Genomic DNA, 23,199 nt, shown 5'->3' on the forward strand with positions numbered 1-23,199 from the left:
TTGCTTGATGTAAATAATTTTGAGTATATGAAAATCGGCCTTGCATCACCAGATAAAATTCGTTCTTGGTCATATGGTGAGGTTAAAAAGCCAGAAACAATAAACTATCGTACGTTAAAGCCGGAGAAAGACGGCTTATTTTGTGAACGTATTTTCGGACCGCAAAAAGACTGGGAATGTCATTGTGGTAAGTACAAACGTGTGCGCTATAAAGGCGTCGTATGTGATCGATGCGGCGTTGAAGTTACCCGTGCCAAGGTTCGGCGTGAACGCATGGGACATATTGAATTAGCAGCTCCAGTTTCCCATATATGGTATTTCAAAGGAATTCCGAGCCGGATGGGGCTTGTTCTTGATATGTCACCGCGTGCATTAGAAGAAGTTATTTATTTTGCTTCTTATGTTGTCACAGACTCAGGTGAAACCACTCTTGAAAAGAAACAACTATTGTCCGAAAAGGAATACCGTGCATACCGTGAAAAGTACGGCAATAAATTTCAAGCATCAATGGGTGCGGAATCGATTAAAAAACTGCTTCAGGATATCGATTTAACCAAAGAAGCAGATATGCTGAAGGAAGAACTTAAAAGTGCACAAGGACAGCGCCGTACAAGAGCAATTAAACGTCTTGAAGTCATTGAAGCATTCCGCGGTTCAGGCAATGAGCCATCATGGATGATTCTTGATGTACTGCCGGTTATTCCTCCGGAGCTGCGCCCGATGGTTCAGCTTGATGGCGGGAGATTTGCTACATCTGACTTAAACGATTTATACCGCCGTGTAATCAACCGTAACAATCGTTTAAAGCGTTTGTTAGATCTAGGTGCTCCTAGCATTATCGTACAAAATGAAAAACGGATGCTGCAGGAAGCTGTCGATGCCTTAATCGATAACGGCCGCCGCGGACGTCCGGTAACAGGACCTGGTAACAGACCGCTAAAATCTCTTTCACATATGTTGAAAGGGAAGCAGGGACGTTTCCGTCAAAACCTTCTTGGAAAACGTGTCGACTATTCCGGCCGTTCTGTAATTGTTGTAGGTCCAAACTTAAAAATGTATCAATGCGGTCTGCCGAAAGAAATGGCCTTAGAGCTTTTCAAACCTTTTGTCATGAAAGAATTGGTTGAAAAAGGTCTGGCTCATAATATCAAATCAGCAAAACGCAAAATTGAACGCGTACAGCCTGAAATTTGGGACGTATTAGAAGAAGTCATTAAAGAACACCCGGTATTATTGAACCGTGCACCGACACTGCATAGACTAGGGATCCAAGCGTTTGAACCGACTCTTGTAGAGGGACGTGCCATCCGTCTTCACCCGCTCGTTTGTACGGCTTATAACGCCGACTTTGATGGTGACCAAATGGCGGTTCACGTACCGCTTTCTGCAGAGGCTCAGGCTGAAGCACGTCTTTTAATGCTTGCAGCGCAGAACATTTTGAATCCGAAGGATGGTAAACCGGTTGTTACACCTTCTCAGGACATGGTATTAGGTAACTATTATCTAACTCTAGAAAGAGAAGGATCAGTTGGGGAAGGTATGATCTTCAACGATACGAATGAGGCCCTTCTTGCTTATCAAAATGGCTACACCCATTTACACACTCGTATTGCTGTTCGTGCCAGCTCACTGAATAATCCGACATTCACGGAAGAACAAAATCAAAAGCTGTTAATTACGACAGTTGGTAAGTTAGTCTTTAATGAAATCTTGCCAAAATCATTCCCATATATCAATGAACCTACGAAGAATAATCTTGAAGTTGAAACACCGGCTAAATATTTTGTTGAACGCGGGACAGATGTGAAAGCTGCTATTAAACAAATGCCGCTTGTGGATCCATTCAAGAAGAAGATTCTGGGTAATATCATTGCTGAAGTATTTAAACGCTATAAAATTACTGAAACGTCTAAAATGCTTGACCGCATGAAGGATCTTGGCTTTAAATACTCAACAAAAGCAGGTATTACAGTTGGGGTTGCCGATATCGTGGTATTAGGCGAGAAAAAGGAAATTATTGATGAAGCACAAACAAAGGTTGAAAATGTATTAAAGCAGTTTAGACGCGGTTTAATCACAGAGGAAGAGCGCTACGATCGTGTCATCTCGATTTGGAGTGCCGCGAAGGATACGATCCAGTCTAAACTGATGAAATCCTTAGAAAATACGAACCCGATCTTTATGATGAGTGATTCAGGGGCACGTGGTAACGCATCAAACTTCACTCAGCTTGCCGGTATGCGCGGATTGATGGCTAACCCGGCCGGACGTATTATCGAGTTGCCAATCATCTCTAGTTTCCGTGAAGGATTAACAGTATTAGAGTACTTTATCTCCACTCACGGAGCGCGGAAAGGTCTTGCCGATACAGCTCTGAAGACTGCTGACTCAGGTTACTTAACAAGGCGTCTTGTTGATGTTGCGCAGGATGTTATCGTTCGTGATGATGATTGCGGTACAGATCGCGGAATATTAGTTTCGGCATTAAAAGACGGTACAGAAATCATTGAAGCTTTGGATGAACGTCTTATTGGCCGTTATGCTAGAAAGGCAATCAGACATCCGGAAACGAAGGAAGTCATCGTACCGGAAAACGGGTTAATTACGGAAGACTTAGCAATTGAAATTACCGAAGCAAATATTGAGGAAGTGTGGATTCGTTCTGCATTTACATGTAATACCCGTCATGGCGTATGTAAAAAATGCTACGGACGGAACCTGGCTACAGGGCAAGAGGTTGAAGTCGGGGAATCTGTTGGTATTATCGCCGCACAATCCATCGGTGAACCAGGTACCCAGTTAACCATGCGTACTTTCCATACCGGTGGGGTTGCCGGAGACGATATTACACAAGGTTTGCCGCGTATTCAGGAAATCTTCGAAGCGCGTAACCCGAAAGGTCAAGCTGTTATTACAGAGATTGACGGGGTAGTCGTTGGCATTAATGAAGGTCGTGACCGCCAGCATGAAATCGTTGTACAAGGTGAATTAGAAACACGCACTTATTCAGCTCCGTACACTGCCAGATTAAGGGTAGCAGTTAATGACAGAGTGGAACGCGGAGAGGAACTGACAGAAGGATCGATTGACCCTAAAGAATTAATTAAGGTTAAAGATGTAACTTCCGTACAGGAATATCTGCTTAAAGAGGTACAAAAGGTATATCGGATGCAGGGTGTTGAAATCGGAGATAAGCACGTAGAAGTAATGGTTCGCCAAATGCTGCGTAAAATCCGCGTTATTGACGCCGGTGAAACAGATGTACTGCCGGGAACACTGCTTGATATCCACCAATTTACGGATGCCAATGAAAAGGCATTGCTTAGCGGAAAAATGCCTGCTACTGGCCGTCCGGTATTACTGGGTATTACAAAAGCATCGCTTGAAACAGATTCCTTCTTATCTGCTGCTTCCTTCCAGGAAACAACAAGAGTCCTTACAGATGCAGCCATTAAAGGGAAACGCGATGAGCTGCTTGGCTTGAAGGAAAATGTCATCATTGGTAAGCTGATTCCAGCTGGAACAGGAATGCCGCGTTATCGCAGAGCAGAACCGATTCCAAATGAAGAAGCTGCTGATGAAGTAACAGTAGAATAATCATAATACGGCATTCTCTGCGTGAGAATGCCGTATTATACGGTTTTTGCACAGGCCGTGCAGCAACAAGAGTGGGTTGAATGAACTTAAACTCAAACTCAACCACTACGTAGAACAGATGTAAAAGGAAACTGCATGTTAAATGAAATTCGATTTATTGTTGACATCACTTTTGCAAAGTGATAATATATCAAAGGTGCTCCTATTAACCGGATACTTTGGAGGATATGGTCATGTCTTATGAAAAAGTATTACTGGCTAAAAGAATTATTGTAGGAACAAAGCAATCTGCTAAATCATTGAAAACCGGAAACATTAGTGAATTGCTCGTTGCAGAGGATGCAGATCCTAGGTTGACATCCAATATTGTAGCTATGGCAAAAGAAGCTGGAGTTTCTGTGACATATGTTGAATCAAAGAAAAAACTTGGGAAAACATGTGGAGTAAAAGTGGGTGCAGCAGTCGTTGCGTTAATTAATTAACAAAACTATTTTTGTAGATGTAGTCTGCAGAAATTTTGTTTTTGCTTTAAAATGAACCACCTGGATGTGTGGGCTTGACAAAATTTGAAAGGAGGAACTTATAATGCCTACTATTAATCAATTAGTGCGTAAACCACGTCAATCTGCTGTTGAAAAATCAAAATCACCAGCACTTAACAAAGGTTATAACAGCTTCAAAAAAGCACAAACTAACGTGTCTTCACCACAAAAACGCGGGGTATGTACTCGTGTTGGTACAATGACACCGAAAAAACCGAACTCTGCACTTCGTAAATATGCCCGTGTTCGTTTAACAAACGGAATCGAGGTAACAGCATACATTCCTGGTATCGGCCACAACCTTCAAGAGCACAGTGTTGTTCTTATCCGCGGCGGTCGTGTAAAAGACTTACCAGGGGTACGTTATCACATTGTTCGCGGTGCATTAGATACAGCTGGTGTTAACAACCGTATGCAAGGTCGTTCTAAATACGGAACTAAGAGACCAAAAGCAGCTAAGAAATAATATAATTCAAATATACAGCTTTCTTGAAAGGAGGAAGAAATATGCCACGTAAAGGTTCAGTAGCAAAAAGAGACGTGTTACCAGATCCGATTTACAATTCAAAGCTTGTTAGCCGCCTGATCAACAAAATGATGGTTGACGGCAAAAGAGGAAAATCTCAAGCTATTCTATATTCAGCGTTCGATACAATTCGTGAGCGCACTGGCAAAGAACCAATGGAAGTATTCGACCAAGCACTTAAAAACATCATGCCTGTTCTTGAAGTAAGAGCACGCCGTGTGGGTGGTGCAAACTACCAAGTACCAGTAGAGGTGCGTCCTGACCGCCGTACTACACTTGGACTTCGCTGGTTAGTAAACTATGCGCGTCTTCGCGGAGAAAAAACAATGGAAGAGCGTTTAGCTAACGAAATTATGGATGCAGCTAATAACACTGGTGCATCTGTGAAGAAACGTGAAGATACACATAAAATGGCAGAAGCAAACAAAGCGTTCGCTCACTACCGTTGGTAAAATCTACAAATTAATCGTATATACTATAAAAATAATCCTAAAAGTAGGAAGGAGAAAAACAAATGGCAAGAGAGTTCTCCTTAGCAAATACTCGTAACATCGGCATCATGGCACACATTGATGCCGGTAAAACGACTACAACTGAGCGTGTCCTTTATTACACTGGTAAAATTCATAAAATCGGTGAAACACATGAAGGTGCATCTCAGATGGACTGGATGGAACAAGAACAAGAGCGCGGAATCACTATTACTTCTGCTGCAACGACAGCACAATGGAATGGTCACCGCGTTAACATCATCGACACACCGGGACACGTAGACTTCACAGTTGAAGTTGAACGTTCCCTTCGCGTCCTTGATGGAGCAGTTGCTGTATTGGACGCACAATCCGGTGTAGAACCACAAACCGAAACAGTTTGGCGTCAAGCAACTACTTACGGTGTTCCACGTGTTGTATTTGTTAACAAAATGGATAAACTAGGCGCGGACTTTATTTACTCTTTAGGAACCCTTCATGATCGTCTGCAAGCGAATGCTCATGCAATTCAACTGCCTATCGGTGCTGAAGATCAATTTACAGGTATCATCGACCTTGTGGAAATGAAAGCAACAATGTACACAAACGACTTAGGTACTGACATGGAAGTTGTTGAAATTCCAGAAGAATATAAAGCTCAAGCTGAAGAATACCGTGAGAAGTTAATTGAAGCAGTAGCTGAAATTGATGAAAACTTAATGGAAAAGTATCTTGGCGGTGAAGAAATCACTATAGAAGAGCTGAAAGCAGCGATTCGTAAAGGTACTGTTAACGTTGATTTCTATCCAGTTATCTGTGGATCAGCTTTCAAAAATAAAGGTGTTCAATTAATGTTGGATGCAGTCGTTGACTATCTTCCATCACCACTTGATGTTCCTGCGATCAAAGGTACCCTTCCGGATTCTGATGAAGAAGTAGAACGTCATTCAAGTGATGAAGAGCCATTCTCTGCTCTTGCATTTAAAGTTATGACAGACCCTTATGTAGGTAAATTAACATTCTTCCGTGTGTACTCTGGTACACTTCAATCCGGATCATATGTACAAAACTCTACAAAGGGCAAGCGTGAACGCGTAGGTCGTATCCTGCAAATGCACGCCAACCACCGTGCGGAAATTTCTGAGGTACATGCGGGAGATATCGCTGCAGCAGTAGGTCTAAAGGATACAACAACTGGGGATACACTTTGCGATGACAAGAACCTTGTTATCTTAGAATCCATGGAATTCCCTGAACCAGTTATCCAGCTTTCTGTTGAACCGAAATCAAAGGCTGACCAAGATAAAATGACAACTGCTTTACAAAAGCTTCAAGAGGAAGACCCTACATTCAGAGCACATACTGATCAGGAGACTGGACAAGTAATCATCGCTGGTATGGGTGAGCTTCACTTGGATATCATCGTTGACCGTATGCGCCGTGAGTTCAAGGTCGAAGCAAATGTTGGTGCACCGCAAGTTTCATACCGTGAAACATTCCGACAATCTGCACAGGTTGAAGGTAAGTTTGCCCGCCAATCTGGCGGACGCGGACAATATGGACATGTTTGGATTGAATTCTCTCCAAATGAAGAAGGAAAAGGCTTTGAATTTGAAAATGGAATCGTCGGTGGGGTTGTACCTCGTGAGTATATTCCAGCTGTTCAAGCCGGTCTTGAAGACGCTCTTCAAAGAGGGGTACTAGCAGGATATCCATTAGTTGATGTCAAAGCTAGACTTTTCGATGGTTCATACCATGACGTTGACTCAAGTGAAATGGCGTTTAAAATTGCAGCATCACTTGCATTGAAAAATGCTGCTTCAAAATGTAAGCCAGTAATCCTTGAGCCGGTTATGAGAGTGGAAGTAGTAATTCCTGATGAATATCTTGGTGATATCATGGGTCAAGTTACTGCACGCCGCGGTCGTGTTGAAGGTATGGAAGCTCGTGGAAATGCGCAAACAGTTAAAGCGATGGTTCCACTTTCTGAAATGTTTGGTTATGCTACTGCACTTCGTTCAAGCACTCAAGGACGCGGAGTATTCTCCATGCACTTTGACCACTACGAAGAAGTACCAAAATCAATCTCTGAAGAAATTATCAAAAAAAATAAAGGTGAATAATTGATTTCACCTGATGTATAAAGTATAACTACTTATGTAAGTTTTGACAGCTGTGGTAAAGGTCCGCCTTCTACCGCAGCACCATTATATACTTAAGAATCTTTTTAAAATTAAAGGAGGATTTTCCTAATGGCAAAAGCTAAATTTGATCGTTCAAAGCCACACGTTAATATCGGTACAATTGGTCACGTTGACCATGGTAAAACAACTTTAACAGCTGCTATCACAACTGTTCTTGCAAAAGCAGGCGGCGGTGAAGCTCGCGGATATGACCAAATCGATAACGCTCCAGAAGAAAAAGAACGCGGAATCACAATCAATACTTCACACGTTGAATATGAAACTGCAAATCGTCACTATGCACACGTTGACTGCCCAGGACACGCTGACTATGTTAAAAACATGATCACTGGTGCTGCACAAATGGACGGCGGTATCCTTGTAGTATCTGCTGCTGATGGTCCAATGCCTCAAACTCGTGAACACATTCTTCTTTCTCGTCAAGTAGGTGTTCCTTACCTTGTTGTATTCATGAACAAATGTGACATGGTTGATGACGAAGAATTACTTGAATTAGTTGAAATGGAAGTACGTGATTTATTATCAGAATATGACTTCCCTGGTGATGATATTCCTGTAGTTAAAGGTTCTGCTCTTAAAGCACTTGAAGGTGAAGCAGAATGGGAAGAAAAAATTATTGAATTAATGGCTGCTGTTGACGAATATATCCCAACTCCAACTCGTGACACAGACAAACCATTTATGATGCCTGTTGAGGATGTATTCTCAATCACTGGTCGTGGTACTGTTGCTACAGGTCGTGTAGAGCGCGGACAAGTTAAAGTTGGTGACGTTGTAGACATCACTGGTTTCACTGAAGAGCCAAAACAAACAACTGTAACAGGAGTTGAAATGTTCCGCAAGCTTCTTGATTATGCTGAAGCTGGTGACAACATCGGTGCGCTTCTTCGTGGGGTTGCTCGTGAAGAAATCCAACGTGGACAAGTACTTGCTAAACCAGGTACAATCAAACCACACACTAAATTTAAAGCTCAGGTATATGTTCTTTCAAAAGAAGAAGGTGGACGTCATACTCCTTTCTTCTCAAACTACCGCCCTCAGTTCTACTTCCGTACAACTGACGTAACTGGTATCATTCAACTTCCAGAAGGCGTTGAAATGGTTATGCCTGGCGACAACATCGAAATGACTGTAGAACTAATCGCTCCAATCGCAATCGAAGAAGGAACTAAGTTCTCAATTCGTGAAGGCGGACGTACAGTAGGCGCTGGATCAGTTGCTACAATCACTGAGTAATTAATAGATAAAGGGCAGTTGGGTGACGACCCAGCTGCTTTTTTTTATCTTAACGAGAATCAGCCTTTCGGAGTTAAATGTATATATAGAAGAAACAGGGTGTACAGTATTATTAATTAAAATATGCAAAGAATAATTTATCGAATTGCATAGTAAATAAATCAAATGTATATCTTCTATTTTTAACAAAGACTGGAGCTTTAAAAGAAAAACTTGAAAAATCATGTGCCAGACATTATAATAGTAAAAGTGTTCAAGACATAAAGAATAAAACAATTTATAGTTGCATTTACTTTATGTTTTAGGTATAATAGACAATGTTGGTCTTTGACTGCGATGATGCAGGAGGTTGCTGACACACCCGGCCGCTTTGCCATGGCGAGTGTGTTGGGGAAATTTCTGCGGAGAATGTCTATAATAATGTAGGCGAAAAGGAGGGAAAATAATGGCAAAACAAAAAATTCGTATCCGTTTAAAGGCATATGATCACAGAATTCTTGATCAATCAGCTGAAAAGATTGTTGAAACTGCAAAACGTTCAGGTGCTGCAGTATCTGGTCCGATTCCGTTGCCAACGGAGAAATCAATTTATACGATTTTACGTGCGGTCCACAAGTACAAAGATTCTCGTGAACAATTCGAGATGCGTACTCACAAACGTTTAATTGATATCGTAAATCCAACTCCACAAACTGTTGATTCATTAATGCGTTTGGATTTACCATCTGGTGTAGATATTGAAATTAAACTCTAATCTAAATAGATGAAAATAAGACAAATAACAGGAGGTGTGACTGAAATGACCAAAGGAATCTTAGGAAGAAAGATCGGTATGACTCAAGTTTTTGCTGAGAATGGTGACCTTATCCCGGTTACTGTTGTTGAAGCTGTTAATAACGTTGTTCTTCAAAAGAAATCTTCAGAAACAGACGGTTACGAAGCAATTCAAATCGGTTTCGAAGATAAACGTGAAAAATTAGCAAACAAACCTGAAAAAGGCCATGCAACAAAAGCAAATACTGCTCCTAAGCGCTTCGTTCGCGAATTCCGCGGAGTTGACTTAGCAGCATATGAAGTTGGTCAAGAAGTCAAAGTAGATATTTTCGCAGAAGGCGATGTAATTGATGTAACAGGTATCTCAAAAGGTAAAGGATTCCAAGGCTCTATTAAACGCCACGGACAATCCCGCGGACCTATGGCTCACGGTTCTCGTTATCACCGCCGCCCTGGTTCAATGGGACCTGTAGCTCCTAACCGTGTATTTAAAGGTAAATTATTACCAGGCCGCATGGGTGGAGAACAAGTAACTGTTCAAAATCTAGAAGTGGTTAAGGTTGATGCCGAACGTAACCTTTTATTAATTAAAGGAAATGTACCTGGAGCTAAAAAGGCATTATTAAAAATCAAAAGTGCGATTAAAGCAAAATAATTAAGGCAGAAAGGAGGAAATTAGAATGACGAAAGTTGCATTATATAACCAAAACGGTGCAAAAGTAAGTGAAATCGAACTTAATGACGCAGTTTTTGGTATCGAGCCTAACAACCATGTCTTGTTTGAAGCAGTTGTTATGCAAAGAGCTTCCCTTCGTCAAGGGACACATAAAACAAAAATTCGTTCCGAAGTAGCTGGTGGTGGACGTAAACCATGGCGTCAAAAAGGAACTGGACGTGCACGTCAAGGTTCTATCAGATCACCACAATGGCGCGGCGGTGGTACTGTATTTGGTCCTGTACCTCGCAGTTATAGCTATAAATTACCTAAGAAGGTACGCCGTTTGGCAATTAAATCTGCATTATCTTCTAAAGTATTAGAAGAAAACATTTTAGTGTTGGAAAGCCTTGCTTTTGAAGCACCAAAAACAAAAGAATTCAAAGGTGTGTTAAACGCACTTTCTGTGAATTCCAAGGCACTTATTGTTACAGCAGATCTTGATGAAAACGTAGCGTTATCTGCACGCAATATTCCTGGTGTTACAGTATTAACTGCAGACGGAATCAACGTGTTAGATGTTTTAAACCACGATAAATTGATTCTTACAAAAGCTGCAGTGGAAAAAGTAGAGGAGGTGCTTGCATAATGGATGCACGCGATGTAATTAAGCGCCCCGTCATCACCGAACGTTCTACTGATATCATGGCTGACAAAAAGTATACTTTTGAAGTTGATACTCGAGCAAATAAAACTCAAGTTAAAGATGCTGTTGAAGAAATTTTCGGTGTCAAAGTCGAAAAAGTAAACATCATGAACTACAAAGGTAAATTCAAACGTATGGGTAAATTTGGCGGATACACTAACAAACGCCGTAAAGCAATTGTTAAGCTAACTGCTGAAAGCAACGAGATTGAAATTTTTGAATAATAAATTGTCACTATAAGAAGAGGAGGGAAATAGAATGGCGATTAAAAAATACAAACCTACCTCCAATGGTCGTCGCGGCATGACGGTTTCTGATTTCGCTGAAATCACTACAAATCAACCTGAAAAGTCTTTACTTGCTCCATTGCATAGAAAAGGCGGTCGTAACAACCAAGGTAAGTTAACTGTTCGTCATCAAGGTGGCGGTCATAAACGTCAATACCGTATTATCGACTTCAAACGCGATAAAGACGGCATTCCAGGACGCGTTGCCACAATTGAGTATGATCCAAACCGTTCTGCTAATATCGCATTAATCAATTATGTAGACGGTGAAAAAAGATATATCCTAGCTCCTAAAAACCTACAAGTAGGTATGGAGATTTTTTCTGGCGCGGATGCTGATATTAAAGTTGGTAATGCACTACCTTTAACGAATATTCCAGTCGGTACTGTTATTCATAATATCGAATTAAAGCCAGGAAAAGGCGGTCAATTAGTACGTTCTGCCGGAACAAGTGCTCAAGTGCTTGGTAAAGAAGGTAAATATGTACTTGTCCGTTTAAACTCTGGTGAAGTTCGGATGATTTTAGCAACTTGCCGTGCTACTGTAGGTCAAGTTGGTAACGAACAACACGAACTTATCAATATTGGTAAAGCAGGTCGTTCACGCTGGTTAGGCAAACGCCCAACTGTACGTGGATCTGTTATGAACCCTAACGATCACCCACACGGTGGTGGGGAAGGCCGCGCTCCTATCGGACGTAAATCTCCTATGTCTCCATGGGGTAAGCCAACTCTTGGTGCTAAGACACGTAAGAAGAAAAATAAATCTGATAAATTTATCGTACGTAAACGTAAAAAATAACGGGATTGAACTACGGTTCACATGCAGAGCCGTAGACCAATCGCGAAGGGAGGTTCACTTATGGGTCGCAGCTTAAAAAAAGGACCTTTTGTTGATGGGCATTTAATGGCAAAGATCGAAAAGTTAACTGAAACTAGTGGCAAACAAGTAGTAAAGACTTGGTCTCGCCGTTCTACGATCTTCCCGCAATTCATCGGACACACAATCGCTGTTTATGATGGTCGTAAACATGTTCCTGTATATGTTACTGAAGATATGGTCGGTCATAAGCTTGGAGAATTTGCTCCAACACGCGCTTACAAAGGCCACGGTAATGATGATAAGAAAACAAGACGTTAATGAGAGGAGGGCATTCTAATGCAGGCAAAAGCTGTTGCAAGAACAGTTCGTATTGCTCCTCGTAAAGTTCGTTTAGTCGTAGATTTAATTCGAGGAAAGCAAGTTGGCGAAGCAGTTGCTATTTTGAAACTTACTCCAAAAGCAGCTTCTCCAATCGTAGAAAAAGTATTAAATTCCGCTTTAGCAAACGCAGAGCATAATTATGAAATGGACGCAAATAATTTAGTTGTAGCGCAAGCATTTGTTGACGAAGGACCAACATTGAAACGTTTCCGTCCGCGTGCACAAGGCCGTGCTAGCCAAATAAACAAACGTACTAGTCATATCACTATCGTTTTATCAGAGAAGAAGGAGGGATAATTAGTGGGTCAAAAAGTAAATCCAGTCGGTTTGCGTATCGGGGTCATCCGTGATTGGGAATCCAGATGGTACGCAGGTAAAGACTATGCTGATCTATTACACGAAGACCTTAAAGTACGCGAGTACATTACAAAACGTTTAAAAGACGCTTCTGTATCTAAGGTTGAAATCGAACGTGCTGCTAACCGTCTAAACATTACTGTACACACAGCTAAGCCTGGTATGGTAATCGGTAAAGGTGGTACAGAAGTAGAAGCGCTGCGTAAAGCATTAAACGCTCTTACTGGCAAACGTGTACACATTAACATTCTTGAAATCAAAAAAGCAGATATCGATGCCAAATTAGTTGCTGAAAATATCGCTCGTCAATTAGAAAATCGTGTATCTTTCCGCCGTGCTCAAAAGCAAGTTATCCAACGTGCAATGCGCGCAGGTGCCAAAGGTATTAAAACAATGGTATCAGGTCGTTTAGGCGGTGCTGATATTGCTCGTTCTGAGTCATATAGCGAAGGAACAGTTCCACTTCATACTCTTCGTGCTGATATTGACTATGCTACAGCTGAAGCAGACACTACTTATGGTAAGTTAGGCGTTAAAGTATGGATTTATCGTGGAGAAGTCCTTCCTACAAAGAAGAAAACTGAGGAAGGAGGCAAATAATTATGTTATTGCCAAAACGCGTAAAGTATCGCCGTCAGCATCGTGGACATATGGGCGGTAAAGCAAAAGGTGGTACTGAAGTAACTTTCGGTGAATTCGGACTTCAATCACAAGAAGCATCTTGGATTACAAACCGTCAAATTGAAGCTGCTCGTATCGCAATGACACGTTATATGAAACGTGGCGGTAAAGTTTGGATTAAAATTTTCCCACACAAACCTTACACTGCTAAGCCTCTAGAAGTGCGGATGGGTTCCGGTAAAGGTGCTCCAGAAGGATGGGTTGCAGTAGTAAAACCAGGAACAGTAATGTTCGAAATTGCAGGCGTTTCTGAAGAAATCGCTCGCGAAGCATTGCGTCTTGCTATGCACAAACTTCCAGTAAAATCTAAGTTTGTAAAACGAGAAGAAATTGGTGGTGAATCAAATGAAAGCTAATGAAATTCGTGACCTTACCACTGCTGAAATAGAACAAAAAGTAAAATCTCTTAAAGAGGAGCTTTTCAACCTACGCTTTCAATTGGCGACTGGGCAGCTTGAAAACACTGCTCGTATTCGTGAAGTGCGCAAAGCGATTGCTCGCATGAAGACCGTGATTCGTCAAAGAGAAATCGGCGTAAACAGATAAACCGAGAGGAGGTTCATAAATGAGTGAACGTAACCAGCGCAAAGTGTATACTGGACGTGTTGTTTCTGACAAAATGGATAAAACCATTACAGTTGTAGTTGAAACACATAAAAAACATCCTTTATATGGCAAACGCGTAAAATACTCTAAAAAATTCAAAGCTCATGACGAGCAAAACCAAGCAAAAATTGGCGATGTTGTTCGCATCATGGAAACTCGCCCATTATCAGCTACAAAGCGTTTCCGCCTTGTAGAGATTGTAGAAGAAGCAGTTATTATTTAATAGGACGGAATAAGCTTTATCCCGAAGGGAGGTTACACAAATGATTCAACAAGAAACACGTTTAAAAGTTGCTGACAATTCAGGTGCTCGTGAAGTACTTACTATTAAAGTTCTTGGTGGTTCTGGCCGTAAAACAGCCAATATCGGCGATATCATTGTTTGTACAGTGAAACAAGCAACACCAGGGGGCGTTGTTAAAAAAGGCGATGTCGTCAAAGCAGTAGTTGTTCGGACAAAGTTCGGCGTGCGCCGTAATGACGGTTCTTACATTCGTTTCGATGAAAACGCATGTGTAATTATCCGTGATGATAAGAGTCCTCGTGGAACTCGTATCTTTGGACCTGTTGCTCGTGAACTACGTGACAACAATTTCATGAAAATCGTATCATTAGCTCCAGAAGTACTATAATTTAAAAACTAATTGCCTTTAAGGAGGTGCAAACAGATGCATGTAAAAAAAGGTGATAAAGTAATGGTTATTTCCGGCAAAGACAAAGGCAAATCAGGTGTTATTCTTGCTTCTTTCCCTAAGAAAGATCGTGTTCTCGTAGAAGGTGTGAACATTGTAAAGAAACATTCTAAGCCGTCTCAAGCGAATCCACAAGGTGGAATCATCAGCCAGGAAGCACCTATTCATGTATCAAACGTTATGCCTATCGATCCTAAAACAGGTGAACCAACCCGTGTTGGATACCAAGTTGTTGACGGAAAGAAAGTACGCGTAGCGAAAAAATCCGGTGAAGTTCTAGATAAATAGTCAAAAGTAGAAGGGAGGTACGTATTATGACCCGCCTAAAAGAAAAATTTGTAAACGAAATTACTCCTGCTTTAATGAGTAAGTTTAACTATAAATCAATCATGCAAGTGCCAAAAATTGAAAAGATCGTTATTAACATGGGTGTTGGTGACGCTGTTCAAAACGCAAAAGCACTTGATGTTGCAGTTGAAGAACTAGCTTTAATTACAGGTCAAAAACCTTTAATTACTCGCGCGAAAAAATCTATCGCTGGTTTCCGTCTTCGTGAAGGAATGCCTATCGGTGCAAAAGTTACACTACGCGGTGAGCGTATGTATGAATTCTTCGATAAATTAGTATCTGTATCACTGCCACGTGTACGTGACTTCCGCGGAATTTCAAAGAAATCATTTGATGGTCGCGGTAACTATACACTAGGTGTGAAAGAACAATTAATCTTCCCTGAAATTGATTACGATAAAGTAAGCAAAGTTCGTGGTATGGATATTGTTATTGTAACTACAGCTAATACTGATGAAGAAGCTCGTGAACTTTTAACTCAATTCGGAATGCCGTTCCAAAAGTAATCGCTAAATAGAGGGAGGCGAAAACGTGGCTAAAAAGTCAATGATTGCTAAGCAAAAACGTGCGCCTAAGTTTAAAGTGCAAGAATATACACGCTGCGAGCGTTGCGGACGTCCGCATTCTGTATATCGCAAATTTAAACTTTGTCGTATTTGTTTCCGTGAATTAGCTTATAAGGGTCAAATTCCTGGTGTTAAAAAAGCTAGCTGGTAAAACCCTAATCTGGGAAGGAGGTAAAAAACAATGGTCATGACAGATCCAATTGCAGATTTGCTTACTCGTATTCGTAATGCAAATATGGTTCGTCACGAAAAATTAGAAGTTCCTGCTTCTAACATGAAGAAAGAGATCGCTGGTATCCTTAAGCGTGAAGGTTTCGTTCGTGACGTTGAATTTATTGAAGATAATAAACAAGGTATCATCCGTATTTTTCTTAAATACGGCGCTAATAACGAGCGTGTTATTACAGGCCTTAAAAGAATCAGTAAACCAGGTCTTCGCGTATATGCAAAGGCTGATGAAGTTCCACGTGTATTAAACGGACTTGGTATCGCATTAGTATCTACTTCTCAAGGCGTTATTACAGATAAAGAAGCCCGCGCTAAAAAAGTCGGCGGAGAAGTATTAGCATACGTTTGGTAATAGATTTTCTTAATGAATGGAGGTGCAATAAATGTCTCGTATAGGTAAAAAACCAATCGAAATTCCAACTGGTGTTACCGTTACTAACAACAACAACACTGTTACTGTAAAAGGACCTAAAGGTGAATTAACTCGTTCTTTCAATAAAGATATTACAATCAATATCGAAGAGAACGTAATTAATATTTCTCGTCCATCTGATATTAAAGAACACCGCGCATTGCACGGTACTACTCGCGCGCTTCTTTCAAACATGGTTGAAGGTGTATCCAAAGGATTTGAAAAGTCTCTTGAGCTTATCGGTGTCGGTTATCGTGCTCAAAAACAAGGCAAGAAACTTATTTTAAACGTTGGTTACTCTCATCCTGTTGAAATTGAACCTGAAGACGGTATTGAAGTCGATGTACCAGCTAATACAAAAGTTATTGTAAAAGGTATTAATAAAGAACGAGTTGGTGCTTTGGCAGCAAATATTCGTGACGTTCGTCCGCCTGAACCGTATAAAGGTAAAGGGATTCGTTATGAAGGTGAATTTGTACGCCGCAAAGAAGGTAAAACTGGTAAGTAATGCCGCATAGGTAAACGAAAGGAGTGACCTAAATGATTACGAAGGCTGATAAAAATGAGACTCGTAAAAAAAGACACGCACGTGTGCGTTCTAAACTTAGCGGAACTGCTGCTCGTCCTCGTCTAAATGTGTATCGTTCTAACCAACACATTTATGCACAATTAATCGATGATGTTCAAGGAGTAACTCTTGCAAGTGCTTCTACTTTAGATAAAGAAGTAAATGTTGAGTCTTCAAGCAATATTGATGCTGCAGTTAAAGTCGGAGAACTTGTAGCAAAACGTGCAGTCGAAAAAGGTGTTAAAGCTGTTGTTTTCGACCGTGGAGGATATTTATATCATGGACGCGTTAAAGCGTTGGCAGATGCTGCCCGCGAGAACGGTTTAGAATTCTAATAGTAAAAGGAGGGACACAAAAAAATGAGTCGCATAGATGCAAATAAGCTTGAATTAGAAGAACGCGTTGTTACGGTAAACCGCGTAGCGAAGGTTGTTAAAGGTGGACGCCGCTTTCGTTTCACTGCTCTTGTAGTGGTAGGCGATAAAAACGGCCACGTTGGCTTCGGTACTGGTAAAGCACAGGAAGTTCCAGATGCAATCCGTAAAGCAATCGAAGATGCTAAGAAGAACTTAATTGATGTACCAATGGTTGGTACTACTATTCCACACGAAATAATCGGACATTTTGGTGCTGGTGAAATCCTTCTAAAACCTGCATCTGAAGGTACCGGAGTAATTGCTGGCGGTCCAGTTCGTGCTGTATTAGAATTAGCAGGCGTTGGTGATATCCTATCTAAGTCATTAGGTTCAAATACACCAATTAACATGGTTCGTGCTACAGTTGAAGGTCTAACACAATTAAAACGTGCTGAAGACGTTGCAAAACTACGCGGAAAATCAGTAGAAGAACTGTTAGGATAAGGAGGGATATCAAATGGCTAATAAATTACAAGTTACCCTCACTCGCAGCGTAATTGGTTCCAAACCAGACCAACGTAAAACGGTAGAAGCTCTTGGTCTACGTAAATTAAATCAAACTGTTGAGCAGCAAGATAACCCTGCTATCCGCGGAATGATCAATAAAGTTGCTCACTTAGTATCGGTTAAAGAAATCTAATCTCAACTTCTTCAATAAGGAGGTGCCAATATGAAACTACATGAATTAAAACCTGCAGAAGGTTCTCGTCAAGACCGTAAACGTAAAGGACGCGGTATTGGTTCAGGAAATGGTAAGACTGCTGGTAAAGGTCATAAAGGTCAAAACGCTCGTTCAGGCGGCGGAGTACGTCTTGGCTTCGAGGGTGGTCAAACACCTTTATACCGTCGTTTACCAAAACGTGGTTTTACGAATATTAACCATAAAGAATACGCGATCGTAAATCTTGATACACTAAATCGTTTCGAAGATGGTACTGAAGTAACTCCAGAATTATTAATCGAAACTGGTGTAGTAAGTAACGAAAAATCAGGAATTAAGATTCTTGCAAAAGGTAATGTAGAGAAAAAGCTTACTGTAAAAGCTCATAAATTCTCTTCTGCTGCTAAAGAAGCTATCGAAGCTGCTGGCGGTACTGCAGAGGTGATCTAATGTTTCAGACAATCTCCAATTTTATGCGCGTGGGTGATATCAGACGTAAGATTATATTTACCCTATTGATGCTGATTGTATTTCGCATCGGTACATTCATCCCTGTACCGAATGTGAATGCAGAGTTCCTGGCATCACAGGATCAGCTGAGTGTTTTTGGAGTTCTGAATACATTTGGCGGTGGCGCATTAAAAAACTTCTCCATTCTTGCCATGGGTATTATGCCGTATATCACAGCTTCGATTATTATCCAGCTGTTGCAAATGGATGTAGTACCTAAGTTTACTGAATGGTCAAAGCAAGGAGAAGTAGGACGTCGTAAATTAGCTCAATTTACACGTTATTTTACAATCATCCTTGGATTTATCCAAGCTTTTGGTATGTCCTATGGTTTTAACAATATGGCAGGCGGACTGTTAATTACAAATCCAGGTGTGGATACGTATCTATTAATAGCCCTTGTACTTACAGCCGGAACTGCATTTTTAATGTGGTTAGGTGAACAAATTACAGCAAAAGGTGTTGGAAACGGGATTTCCATCATTATCTTTGCAGGGATTGTGGCTGGTATTCCAAACATAATCAATCAAGTATACGCACAGCAGTTTGAAGATGTAGGCGAGGATTTATTCATTCGTATTGTTACGTTGATTCTCATTGTCCTTGTTATCATTGCGATTGTTGTCGGTGCAATTTTTGTTCTGCAGGCATTGAGAAAAATACCTATTCAATATGCGAAAAGACAAATGGCGGGCCGAAATCAGGTTGGCGGACAATCTACACATTTACCGTTAAAAGTGAATGCTGCAGGGGTTATTCCTGTCATCTTTGCTGTGTCTTTCATTGTTACGCCAAGAACGGTTGCATCCTTTTTTGGACAAAACGATGTAACACTTTGGATTCAAAAAATATTTGATTATACACATCCGATTGGTATGGCTGTGTATGCTGTATTGATTATTGCCTTTTCGTATTTCTATGCTTTTATTCAAGTGAATCCTGAACAGATTGCAGATAACCTGAAAAAGCAAGGCGGTTATATCCCTGGAATCCGTCCTGGTAAAAACACACAAGAATATTTAACAAAAGTACTATACCGTTTAACTTTAGTTGGTTCTATTTTCTTAACAGTAATTGCTGTGCTGCCAATCTTCTTTACGAAGTTTGCCGGATTACCGCAATCCGCACAAATTGGCGGAACGAGCTTACTGATTGTCATAGGGGTAGCCTTAGAAACAATGAAGCAATTAGAGGCGCAATTAGTTAAACGTCACTATAAAGGTTTTATCAAATAAACTGGTTTTATTGGGGACCCTTTAGTTCCCTATAAACCAAGTTTGACCGAGGGGGAATACTTGTGAATTTAGTATTGATGGGGCTCCCTGGTGCCGGAAAAGGTACACAAGCTGAGAAGATTGTTGATAAATATGGAATTCCTCATATCTCAACAGGAGACATGTTCCGTGCAGCAATTAAAGAGGGAACAGAATTAGGTTTACAGGCTAAGTCCTTTATGGATCAAGGTGCTTTAGTACCTGATGAAGTAACAATCGGAATTGTTCGCGAACGTTTAAGCAAAGAAGACTGTGAAAAAGGTTACTTGCTTGATGGATTTCCTAGAACAGTCGCTCAAGCTGAAGCTCTTGAAGAAATTACTTCTTCATTAAATAGAAAGATTAACTATGTTATTAATATCGATGTTGATCAAGAAATCTTAATGGAACGCTTAACTGGCAGACGCATTTGTAAAGCGTGCGGTTCAACCTATCACTTAGTTTTTAATCCTCCTGCAAAGGAAGGAGTATGTGATCGCTGCGGCGGTGAGCTGTATCAACGAGCTGATGATAATGCTGAAACAGTTGAAAATCGTCTTCAAGTGAACATTGCGCAGACAAAGCCATTGTTAGACTTCTATGAAACAAAAGGATATTTGCGTAATTTTAATGGCCAGCAAGATATCAATAAAGTGTTTGCTGATCTCGATGAGTTACTCGCGGGCTTGCAGTAATTTTTTGTTAAACCCAACGGGAGCTTGAAGTCATGCAGAAGGCTTTTCACAGCCTTCAACAAGCAGAAATTAAAGGCCCAAATTAACACTGATAAAGACAGTCAACTTCGAGTGCGGAATAGTTTGTTCAAAACAGATGCATTTCTTTTCTTTTGAGGTTATAATGGGTTTCGTGACAGCATCTGTGCTTCAGTGAACGAAGGACTCGTTCAAGGTATTCCCGATGAACAGTTTAAAAGAAGGGAGCACGTTCGATGTCGAAAGACGATGTAATTGAGATAGAAGGTACAGTTATTGAGACATTGCCTAACGCTATGTTTAAGGTAGAGCTGGAAAATGGTCATAGTGTTTTGGCTCATGTATCCGGTAAAATCAGAATGCACTTTATTCGTATTTTACCAGGTGACAAAGTAACTGTTGAACTTTCACCATATGACTTAACTCGCGGAAGAATCACTTACCGTTATAAATAATCTCATTGCACTCCGTACTATTAAGGAGGTTAGGATAATGAAAGTTAGACCATCAGTCAAACCGATCTGCGAAAAGTGTAAAGTTATCCGCAGACGCGGAAAAGTTATGGTTATCTGTGAAAACCCTAAACATAAACAAAAACAAGGTTAATAAAAAGGAGGTGCGCATAATACATGGCACGTATTGCTGGTGTAGATATTCCACGTGAAAAACGTATTGTTATCTCATTAACTTACATTTATGGAATTGGTAAAAATACTGCTCAAAAAGTTTTAGCTGAAGCAGGTGTTTCTGAAGACACTCGTGTTCGAGATCTTACAGAAGAGGAATTAAATAAAATTCGTGACATCATTGACAAGTTAAAAGTTGAAGGTGACCTTCGTCGTGAAGTATCCCTTAACATTAAACGCTTAATGGAAATCGGCTGCTACCGCGGTTTACGTCACCGTCGTGGTTTACCGGTTCGCGGACAAAATACGAAAAACAATGCTCGTACACGCAAAGGTCCTCGTAAGACTGTTGCGAACAAGAAGAAATAATCGGTAAAGGAGGTACTATAAATGGCTCGTAAAACAAATACACGTAAACGTCGTGTGAAAAAGAATATAGAATCAGGTGTAGCACATATTCGTTCTACTTTTAATAACACAATCGTAACTATCACTGATGTACATGGAAATGCTCTTTCATGGTCAAGTGCAGGTGCGCTAGGTTTTAAAGGTTCTCGTAAATCAACTCCATATGCTGCGCAAATGGCAGCTGAAACAGCAGCTAAAGCTTCTATGGAACATGGTATGAAAACTTTAGAAGTAACTGTTAAAGGACCTGGTGCCGGTCGTGAAGCAGCTATTCGTGCACTTCAAGCAGCTGGTTTGGAAGTTACAGCAATCAGAGACGTAACTCCAGTACCGCATAATGGCTGCCGCCCGCCAAAACGTCGCCGCGTATAATTTTTTCTGTATAGATTTTGTAAGCTTGTCTATAATGGGTTATGTTACAAGTTTTTTCATGCAGAAATAAATTCCAGTTGTTGTAAACAAGTGGGAATGTATACTGGGGAATTTCGGTTAGAATGCTAGCCGGGGTTTCGACGTTTTGAAGGAGGGTATATTTTGATGATCGAAATAGAAAAGCCAAAAATCGAAACGGTTGAGATCAACGATGATGCCAAGTACGGAAAGTTCGTCGTGGAACCACTTGAGCGTGGATATGGTACAACTTTAGGTAACTCCTTACGTCGTATTTTATTATCCTCACTTCCTGGTGCTGCTGTCACATCGATTCAAATTGATGGAGTTCTTCACGAATTCTCAACAATTGAAGGCGTAGTTGAAGATGTTACATCAATCATCTTAAACATTAAAAAACTGGCACTTAAAATATACTCTGATGAAGAAAAGACTCTGGAAATTGATGTACAAGGCGAAGGGGCTGTGAAGGCTGCAGATATTACTCACGATAGTGATATCGAGATCTTAAACCCAGATCTTCACATCGCAACACTAGGTTCAAATGGTCATTTACGGATGCGGTTAACTGCTAAGCGTGGTAGAGGTTATACACGAGCAGATCTAAACAAACGGGAAGACCAGCCAATCGGTGTTATTCCAATTGACTCTATCTTCACACCAATTTCACGTGTCTCTTATCAGGTTGAAAATACCCGTGTCGGCCAAATGACTAACTTTGATAAGTTAACATTGGATGTTTGGACAGATGGCAGTACAGGTCCACAAGATGCTATTGCTCTTGGAGCGAAGATTTTAACTGAGCATTTGAATATCTTTGTTGGGTTAACTGACGAAGCACAAAATGCTGAGATTATGGTTGAAAAAGAAGAAGACCAAAAAGAAAAAGTTCTTGAAATGACAATTGAAGAGCTCGATCTTTCTGTTCGTTCTTATAACTGTCTAAAACGTGCTGGTATTAATACCGTTCAAGAGCTTGCTAATAAAACGGAAGAAGATATGATGAAGGTACGTAATTTAGGTCGGAAATCTCTTGAAGAAGTAAAACACAAACTAGAGGAACTTGGGTTGGGTTTACGCAAGGATGACTGATAAGTTAGTGGACGTTAACACTAATAGTATTTACTAGGTCAAGAAAAATTAGCACACTTCGAAAAAGGAGGGAAACTTTCATGGGATACAGAAAGTTAGGACGTACTAGTTCTCAACGTAAAGCAATGCTTCGTGATTTAACAACAGATTTAATTATCAACGAGCGCATTCAAACAACTGAAACTCGTGCGAAAGAATTACGTTCAATCGTTGAAAAGATGATTACGCTTGGTAAACGCGGAGATTTACATGCTCGTCGTCAAGCAGCTGCTTATATTCGTCATGAGGTGGCTAACGCTGAAACAAATCAAGATGCTGTACAAAAATTATTCAGCGATATCGCTCCACGTTACGAAGAACGTCAAGGTGGATACACTCGTATTATGAAATTGGGACCTCGCCGCGGTGACGGTGCTCCAATGGTTATTATCGAATTAGTTTAAGATTTGCAAAATTACAAGGGCATAGGAT

At 40.7% G+C, this 23,199-nt stretch carries 35 protein-coding genes; all 35 read left to right on the forward strand.

Features of this window, described 5'->3' with window-relative positions; genetic code table 11:
- The 35 genes from rpoC (at position 1) to rplQ (ending at position 23,171) form a co-directional block, all read left to right on the forward strand.
- The gene (gene rpoC / locus HNR53_RS20400) at positions 1–3,597 is read left to right on the forward strand and encodes a DNA-directed RNA polymerase subunit beta' (protein ID WP_184529560.1); all 3,597 of its coding nucleotides are present in this window, start codon (positions 1–3) and stop codon (positions 3,595–3,597) included.
- A 233-nt stretch (positions 3,598–3,830) separates the two neighbouring features.
- Positions 3,831–4,079 (forward strand): ribosomal L7Ae/L30e/S12e/Gadd45 family protein, encoded by a 249-nt coding sequence (locus HNR53_RS20405; protein ID WP_184529562.1) that lies wholly within the window; start codon positions 3,831–3,833, stop codon positions 4,077–4,079.
- A 103-nt stretch (positions 4,080–4,182) separates the two neighbouring features.
- The gene (rpsL, locus tag HNR53_RS20410) at positions 4,183–4,605 is read left to right on the forward strand and encodes a 30S ribosomal protein S12 (RefSeq protein WP_184529564.1); all 423 of its coding nucleotides are present in this window, start codon (positions 4,183–4,185) and stop codon (positions 4,603–4,605) included.
- Between the two features lie 41 nt (positions 4,606–4,646).
- Positions 4,647–5,117: a 30S ribosomal protein S7 gene (gene rpsG, locus HNR53_RS20415; RefSeq protein WP_184529566.1), complete on the forward strand. Its 471-nt coding sequence runs from the start codon at positions 4,647–4,649 to the stop codon at positions 5,115–5,117.
- Between the two features lie 62 nt (positions 5,118–5,179).
- Positions 5,180–7,258 carry an elongation factor G gene (gene fusA / locus HNR53_RS20420; RefSeq protein ID WP_184529568.1) on the forward strand — a complete coding sequence of 693 codons (2,079 nt, stop codon included), beginning with the start codon at positions 5,180–5,182 and terminating at the stop codon, positions 7,256–7,258.
- A gap of 129 nt (positions 7,259–7,387) precedes the next feature.
- A complete protein-coding gene (gene tuf, locus HNR53_RS20425; RefSeq protein ID WP_184529570.1) occupies positions 7,388–8,575 on the forward strand; it encodes an elongation factor Tu in 1,188 nt (395 codons plus the stop codon).
- Positions 8,576–9,020: 445 nt separating this feature from the next.
- A complete protein-coding gene (gene rpsJ, locus HNR53_RS20430; RefSeq protein ID WP_009336571.1) occupies positions 9,021–9,329 on the forward strand; it encodes a 30S ribosomal protein S10 in 309 nt (102 codons plus the stop codon).
- A 45-nt stretch (positions 9,330–9,374) separates the two neighbouring features.
- Positions 9,375–10,004 carry a 50S ribosomal protein L3 gene (rplC, locus tag HNR53_RS20435; protein ID WP_184529572.1) on the forward strand — a complete coding sequence of 210 codons (630 nt, stop codon included), beginning with the start codon at positions 9,375–9,377 and terminating at the stop codon, positions 10,002–10,004.
- 25 nt (positions 10,005–10,029) lie between these two features.
- Positions 10,030–10,653: a 50S ribosomal protein L4 gene (rplD, locus tag HNR53_RS20440; RefSeq protein WP_184529574.1), complete on the forward strand. Its 624-nt coding sequence runs from the start codon at positions 10,030–10,032 to the stop codon at positions 10,651–10,653.
- Entirely contained in the window at positions 10,650–10,934 is a 285-nt protein-coding gene (gene rplW, locus HNR53_RS20445; RefSeq protein ID WP_184529651.1) for a 50S ribosomal protein L23, read from the forward strand. The genes rplD and rplW overlap by 4 nt, the downstream gene beginning before the upstream one ends.
- Positions 10,935–10,968: 34 nt before the next feature.
- On the forward strand, positions 10,969–11,799 hold the full coding sequence (gene rplB, locus HNR53_RS20450) for a 50S ribosomal protein L2 (protein ID WP_184529576.1): 831 nt from the start codon (positions 10,969–10,971) through the stop codon (positions 11,797–11,799).
- A 60-nt stretch (positions 11,800–11,859) separates the two neighbouring features.
- On the forward strand, positions 11,860–12,138 hold the full coding sequence (gene rpsS, locus HNR53_RS20455) for a 30S ribosomal protein S19 (protein ID WP_184529578.1): 279 nt from the start codon (positions 11,860–11,862) through the stop codon (positions 12,136–12,138).
- Positions 12,139–12,156: 18 nt separating this feature from the next.
- Positions 12,157–12,498, forward strand: a complete 342-nt coding sequence (gene rplV / locus HNR53_RS20460) for a 50S ribosomal protein L22 (protein WP_184529580.1) — start codon at positions 12,157–12,159, stop codon at positions 12,496–12,498.
- Between the two features lie 3 nt (positions 12,499–12,501).
- Positions 12,502–13,158 (forward strand): 30S ribosomal protein S3, encoded by a 657-nt coding sequence (rpsC, locus tag HNR53_RS20465; protein WP_184529582.1) that lies wholly within the window; start codon positions 12,502–12,504, stop codon positions 13,156–13,158.
- Positions 13,159–13,160: 2 nt separating this feature from the next.
- The gene (gene rplP, locus HNR53_RS20470) at positions 13,161–13,595 is read left to right on the forward strand and encodes a 50S ribosomal protein L16 (RefSeq protein ID WP_184529583.1); all 435 of its coding nucleotides are present in this window, start codon (positions 13,161–13,163) and stop codon (positions 13,593–13,595) included.
- On the forward strand, positions 13,585–13,785 hold the full coding sequence (gene rpmC / locus HNR53_RS20475; RefSeq protein WP_184529586.1) for a 50S ribosomal protein L29: 201 nt from the start codon (positions 13,585–13,587) through the stop codon (positions 13,783–13,785). Before rplP ends, rpmC begins: the two co-directional genes overlap by 11 nt.
- Before the next feature lie 19 nt (positions 13,786–13,804).
- Entirely contained in the window at positions 13,805–14,068 is a 264-nt protein-coding gene (gene rpsQ, locus HNR53_RS20480) for a 30S ribosomal protein S17 (RefSeq protein WP_184529588.1), read from the forward strand.
- 40 nt (positions 14,069–14,108) lie between these two features.
- Positions 14,109–14,477 carry a 50S ribosomal protein L14 gene (gene rplN / locus HNR53_RS20485; RefSeq protein ID WP_184529590.1) on the forward strand — a complete coding sequence of 123 codons (369 nt, stop codon included), beginning with the start codon at positions 14,109–14,111 and terminating at the stop codon, positions 14,475–14,477.
- 36 nt (positions 14,478–14,513) lie between these two features.
- The gene (rplX, locus tag HNR53_RS20490; protein ID WP_184529592.1) at positions 14,514–14,825 is read left to right on the forward strand and encodes a 50S ribosomal protein L24; all 312 of its coding nucleotides are present in this window, start codon (positions 14,514–14,516) and stop codon (positions 14,823–14,825) included.
- Between the two features lie 26 nt (positions 14,826–14,851).
- Positions 14,852–15,391, forward strand: coding sequence for a 50S ribosomal protein L5 (gene rplE, locus HNR53_RS20495; RefSeq protein ID WP_184529594.1), 540 nt, complete (start codon positions 14,852–14,854; stop codon positions 15,389–15,391).
- A 25-nt stretch (positions 15,392–15,416) separates the two neighbouring features.
- Entirely contained in the window at positions 15,417–15,602 is a 186-nt protein-coding gene (gene rpsN, locus HNR53_RS20500; protein WP_184529596.1) for a 30S ribosomal protein S14, read from the forward strand.
- Between the two features lie 30 nt (positions 15,603–15,632).
- The gene (rpsH, locus tag HNR53_RS20505) at positions 15,633–16,031 is read left to right on the forward strand and encodes a 30S ribosomal protein S8 (protein ID WP_184529598.1); all 399 of its coding nucleotides are present in this window, start codon (positions 15,633–15,635) and stop codon (positions 16,029–16,031) included.
- A gap of 31 nt (positions 16,032–16,062) precedes the next feature.
- The gene (gene rplF / locus HNR53_RS20510) at positions 16,063–16,599 is read left to right on the forward strand and encodes a 50S ribosomal protein L6 (RefSeq protein WP_184529600.1); all 537 of its coding nucleotides are present in this window, start codon (positions 16,063–16,065) and stop codon (positions 16,597–16,599) included.
- Between the two features lie 32 nt (positions 16,600–16,631).
- Entirely contained in the window at positions 16,632–16,994 is a 363-nt protein-coding gene (gene rplR / locus HNR53_RS20515; protein ID WP_184529602.1) for a 50S ribosomal protein L18, read from the forward strand.
- 24 nt (positions 16,995–17,018) lie between these two features.
- Positions 17,019–17,519, forward strand: coding sequence for a 30S ribosomal protein S5 (gene rpsE, locus HNR53_RS20520; RefSeq protein ID WP_184529605.1), 501 nt, complete (start codon positions 17,019–17,021; stop codon positions 17,517–17,519).
- Between the two features lie 13 nt (positions 17,520–17,532).
- A complete protein-coding gene (rpmD, locus tag HNR53_RS20525; RefSeq protein WP_184529607.1) occupies positions 17,533–17,715 on the forward strand; it encodes a 50S ribosomal protein L30 in 183 nt (60 codons plus the stop codon).
- Between the two features lie 30 nt (positions 17,716–17,745).
- Positions 17,746–18,186 (forward strand): 50S ribosomal protein L15, encoded by a 441-nt coding sequence (rplO, locus tag HNR53_RS20530; protein ID WP_184529609.1) that lies wholly within the window; start codon positions 17,746–17,748, stop codon positions 18,184–18,186.
- Positions 18,186–19,481 carry a preprotein translocase subunit SecY gene (secY, locus tag HNR53_RS20535; RefSeq protein WP_184529611.1) on the forward strand — a complete coding sequence of 432 codons (1,296 nt, stop codon included), beginning with the start codon at positions 18,186–18,188 and terminating at the stop codon, positions 19,479–19,481. The genes rplO and secY overlap by 1 nt, the downstream gene beginning before the upstream one ends.
- Before the next feature lie 62 nt (positions 19,482–19,543).
- Positions 19,544–20,194, forward strand: a complete 651-nt coding sequence (locus tag HNR53_RS20540) for an adenylate kinase (protein ID WP_184529613.1) — start codon at positions 19,544–19,546, stop codon at positions 20,192–20,194.
- Positions 20,195–20,448: 254 nt separating this feature from the next.
- Entirely contained in the window at positions 20,449–20,667 is a 219-nt protein-coding gene (gene infA / locus HNR53_RS20545; RefSeq protein WP_184529615.1) for a translation initiation factor IF-1, read from the forward strand.
- Positions 20,668–20,704: 37 nt separating this feature from the next.
- The gene (gene rpmJ, locus HNR53_RS20550; RefSeq protein WP_000868344.1) at positions 20,705–20,818 is read left to right on the forward strand and encodes a 50S ribosomal protein L36; all 114 of its coding nucleotides are present in this window, start codon (positions 20,705–20,707) and stop codon (positions 20,816–20,818) included.
- 23 nt (positions 20,819–20,841) lie between these two features.
- On the forward strand, positions 20,842–21,207 hold the full coding sequence (rpsM, locus tag HNR53_RS20555; RefSeq protein ID WP_184529617.1) for a 30S ribosomal protein S13: 366 nt from the start codon (positions 20,842–20,844) through the stop codon (positions 21,205–21,207).
- A gap of 21 nt (positions 21,208–21,228) precedes the next feature.
- A complete protein-coding gene (gene rpsK, locus HNR53_RS20560) occupies positions 21,229–21,618 on the forward strand; it encodes a 30S ribosomal protein S11 (RefSeq protein ID WP_184529619.1) in 390 nt (129 codons plus the stop codon).
- A 165-nt stretch (positions 21,619–21,783) separates the two neighbouring features.
- Entirely contained in the window at positions 21,784–22,728 is a 945-nt protein-coding gene (locus tag HNR53_RS20565) for a DNA-directed RNA polymerase subunit alpha (RefSeq protein ID WP_184529653.1), read from the forward strand.
- 80 nt (positions 22,729–22,808) lie between these two features.
- Positions 22,809–23,171: a 50S ribosomal protein L17 gene (gene rplQ, locus HNR53_RS20570; RefSeq protein ID WP_184529621.1), complete on the forward strand. Its 363-nt coding sequence runs from the start codon at positions 22,809–22,811 to the stop codon at positions 23,169–23,171.
- Positions 23,172–23,199 lie beyond the last annotated feature (28 nt).

Origin of the sequence: Bacillus benzoevorans, from assembly GCF_014207535.1 — a bacterium.
Classification (GTDB): domain Bacteria; phylum Bacillota; class Bacilli; order Bacillales; family Cytobacillaceae; genus Bacillus_BD; species Bacillus_BD benzoevorans.

What these genes read in the sequence shown, in the direction of transcription:
- rplO (WP_184529609.1), top strand. Translation starts at nt 17,746, where the DNA reads ATGAAACTACATGAATTAAAACCTGCAGAAGGTTCTCGTCAAGACCGT.
- HNR53_RS20405 (WP_184529562.1), top strand. Translation starts at nt 3,831, where the DNA reads ATGTCTTATGAAAAAGTATTACTGGCTAAAAGAATTATTGTAGGAACA.
- rplD (WP_184529574.1), top strand. Translation starts at nt 10,030, where the DNA reads ATGACGAAAGTTGCATTATATAACCAAAACGGTGCAAAAGTAAGTGAA.
- rplV (WP_184529580.1), top strand. Translation starts at nt 12,157, where the DNA reads ATGCAGGCAAAAGCTGTTGCAAGAACAGTTCGTATTGCTCCTCGTAAA.
- rplR (WP_184529602.1), top strand. Translation starts at nt 16,632, where the DNA reads ATGATTACGAAGGCTGATAAAAATGAGACTCGTAAAAAAAGACACGCA.
- rplC (WP_184529572.1), top strand. Translation starts at nt 9,375, where the DNA reads ATGACCAAAGGAATCTTAGGAAGAAAGATCGGTATGACTCAAGTTTTT.
- rpmJ (WP_000868344.1), top strand. Translation starts at nt 20,705, where the DNA reads ATGAAAGTTAGACCATCAGTCAAACCGATCTGCGAAAAGTGTAAAGTT.
- secY (WP_184529611.1), top strand. Translation starts at nt 18,186, where the DNA reads ATGTTTCAGACAATCTCCAATTTTATGCGCGTGGGTGATATCAGACGT.
- rpsL (WP_184529564.1), top strand. Translation starts at nt 4,183, where the DNA reads ATGCCTACTATTAATCAATTAGTGCGTAAACCACGTCAATCTGCTGTT.
- rpsE (WP_184529605.1), top strand. Translation starts at nt 17,019, where the DNA reads ATGAGTCGCATAGATGCAAATAAGCTTGAATTAGAAGAACGCGTTGTT.
- infA (WP_184529615.1), top strand. Translation starts at nt 20,449, where the DNA reads ATGTCGAAAGACGATGTAATTGAGATAGAAGGTACAGTTATTGAGACA.
- rplN (WP_184529590.1), top strand. Translation starts at nt 14,109, where the DNA reads ATGATTCAACAAGAAACACGTTTAAAAGTTGCTGACAATTCAGGTGCT.
- rpmC (WP_184529586.1), top strand. Translation starts at nt 13,585, where the DNA reads ATGAAAGCTAATGAAATTCGTGACCTTACCACTGCTGAAATAGAACAA.
- rplX (WP_184529592.1), top strand. Translation starts at nt 14,514, where the DNA reads ATGCATGTAAAAAAAGGTGATAAAGTAATGGTTATTTCCGGCAAAGAC.
- HNR53_RS20565 (WP_184529653.1), top strand. Translation starts at nt 21,784, where the DNA reads ATGATCGAAATAGAAAAGCCAAAAATCGAAACGGTTGAGATCAACGAT.
- rpsK (WP_184529619.1), top strand. Translation starts at nt 21,229, where the DNA reads ATGGCTCGTAAAACAAATACACGTAAACGTCGTGTGAAAAAGAATATA.
- rplP (WP_184529583.1), top strand. Translation starts at nt 13,161, where the DNA reads ATGTTATTGCCAAAACGCGTAAAGTATCGCCGTCAGCATCGTGGACAT.
- rpsH (WP_184529598.1), top strand. Translation starts at nt 15,633, where the DNA reads ATGGTCATGACAGATCCAATTGCAGATTTGCTTACTCGTATTCGTAAT.
- rplQ (WP_184529621.1), top strand. Translation starts at nt 22,809, where the DNA reads ATGGGATACAGAAAGTTAGGACGTACTAGTTCTCAACGTAAAGCAATG.
- rplB (WP_184529576.1), top strand. Translation starts at nt 10,969, where the DNA reads ATGGCGATTAAAAAATACAAACCTACCTCCAATGGTCGTCGCGGCATG.
- rpmD (WP_184529607.1), top strand. Translation starts at nt 17,533, where the DNA reads ATGGCTAATAAATTACAAGTTACCCTCACTCGCAGCGTAATTGGTTCC.
- rpsG (WP_184529566.1), top strand. Translation starts at nt 4,647, where the DNA reads ATGCCACGTAAAGGTTCAGTAGCAAAAAGAGACGTGTTACCAGATCCG.
- rpsS (WP_184529578.1), top strand. Translation starts at nt 11,860, where the DNA reads ATGGGTCGCAGCTTAAAAAAAGGACCTTTTGTTGATGGGCATTTAATG.
- rplE (WP_184529594.1), top strand. Translation starts at nt 14,852, where the DNA reads ATGACCCGCCTAAAAGAAAAATTTGTAAACGAAATTACTCCTGCTTTA.
- fusA (WP_184529568.1), top strand. Translation starts at nt 5,180, where the DNA reads ATGGCAAGAGAGTTCTCCTTAGCAAATACTCGTAACATCGGCATCATG.
- rpsJ (WP_009336571.1), top strand. Translation starts at nt 9,021, where the DNA reads ATGGCAAAACAAAAAATTCGTATCCGTTTAAAGGCATATGATCACAGA.
- tuf (WP_184529570.1), top strand. Translation starts at nt 7,388, where the DNA reads ATGGCAAAAGCTAAATTTGATCGTTCAAAGCCACACGTTAATATCGGT.
- rpsQ (WP_184529588.1), top strand. Translation starts at nt 13,805, where the DNA reads ATGAGTGAACGTAACCAGCGCAAAGTGTATACTGGACGTGTTGTTTCT.
- rplF (WP_184529600.1), top strand. Translation starts at nt 16,063, where the DNA reads ATGTCTCGTATAGGTAAAAAACCAATCGAAATTCCAACTGGTGTTACC.
- rpsM (WP_184529617.1), top strand. Translation starts at nt 20,842, where the DNA reads ATGGCACGTATTGCTGGTGTAGATATTCCACGTGAAAAACGTATTGTT.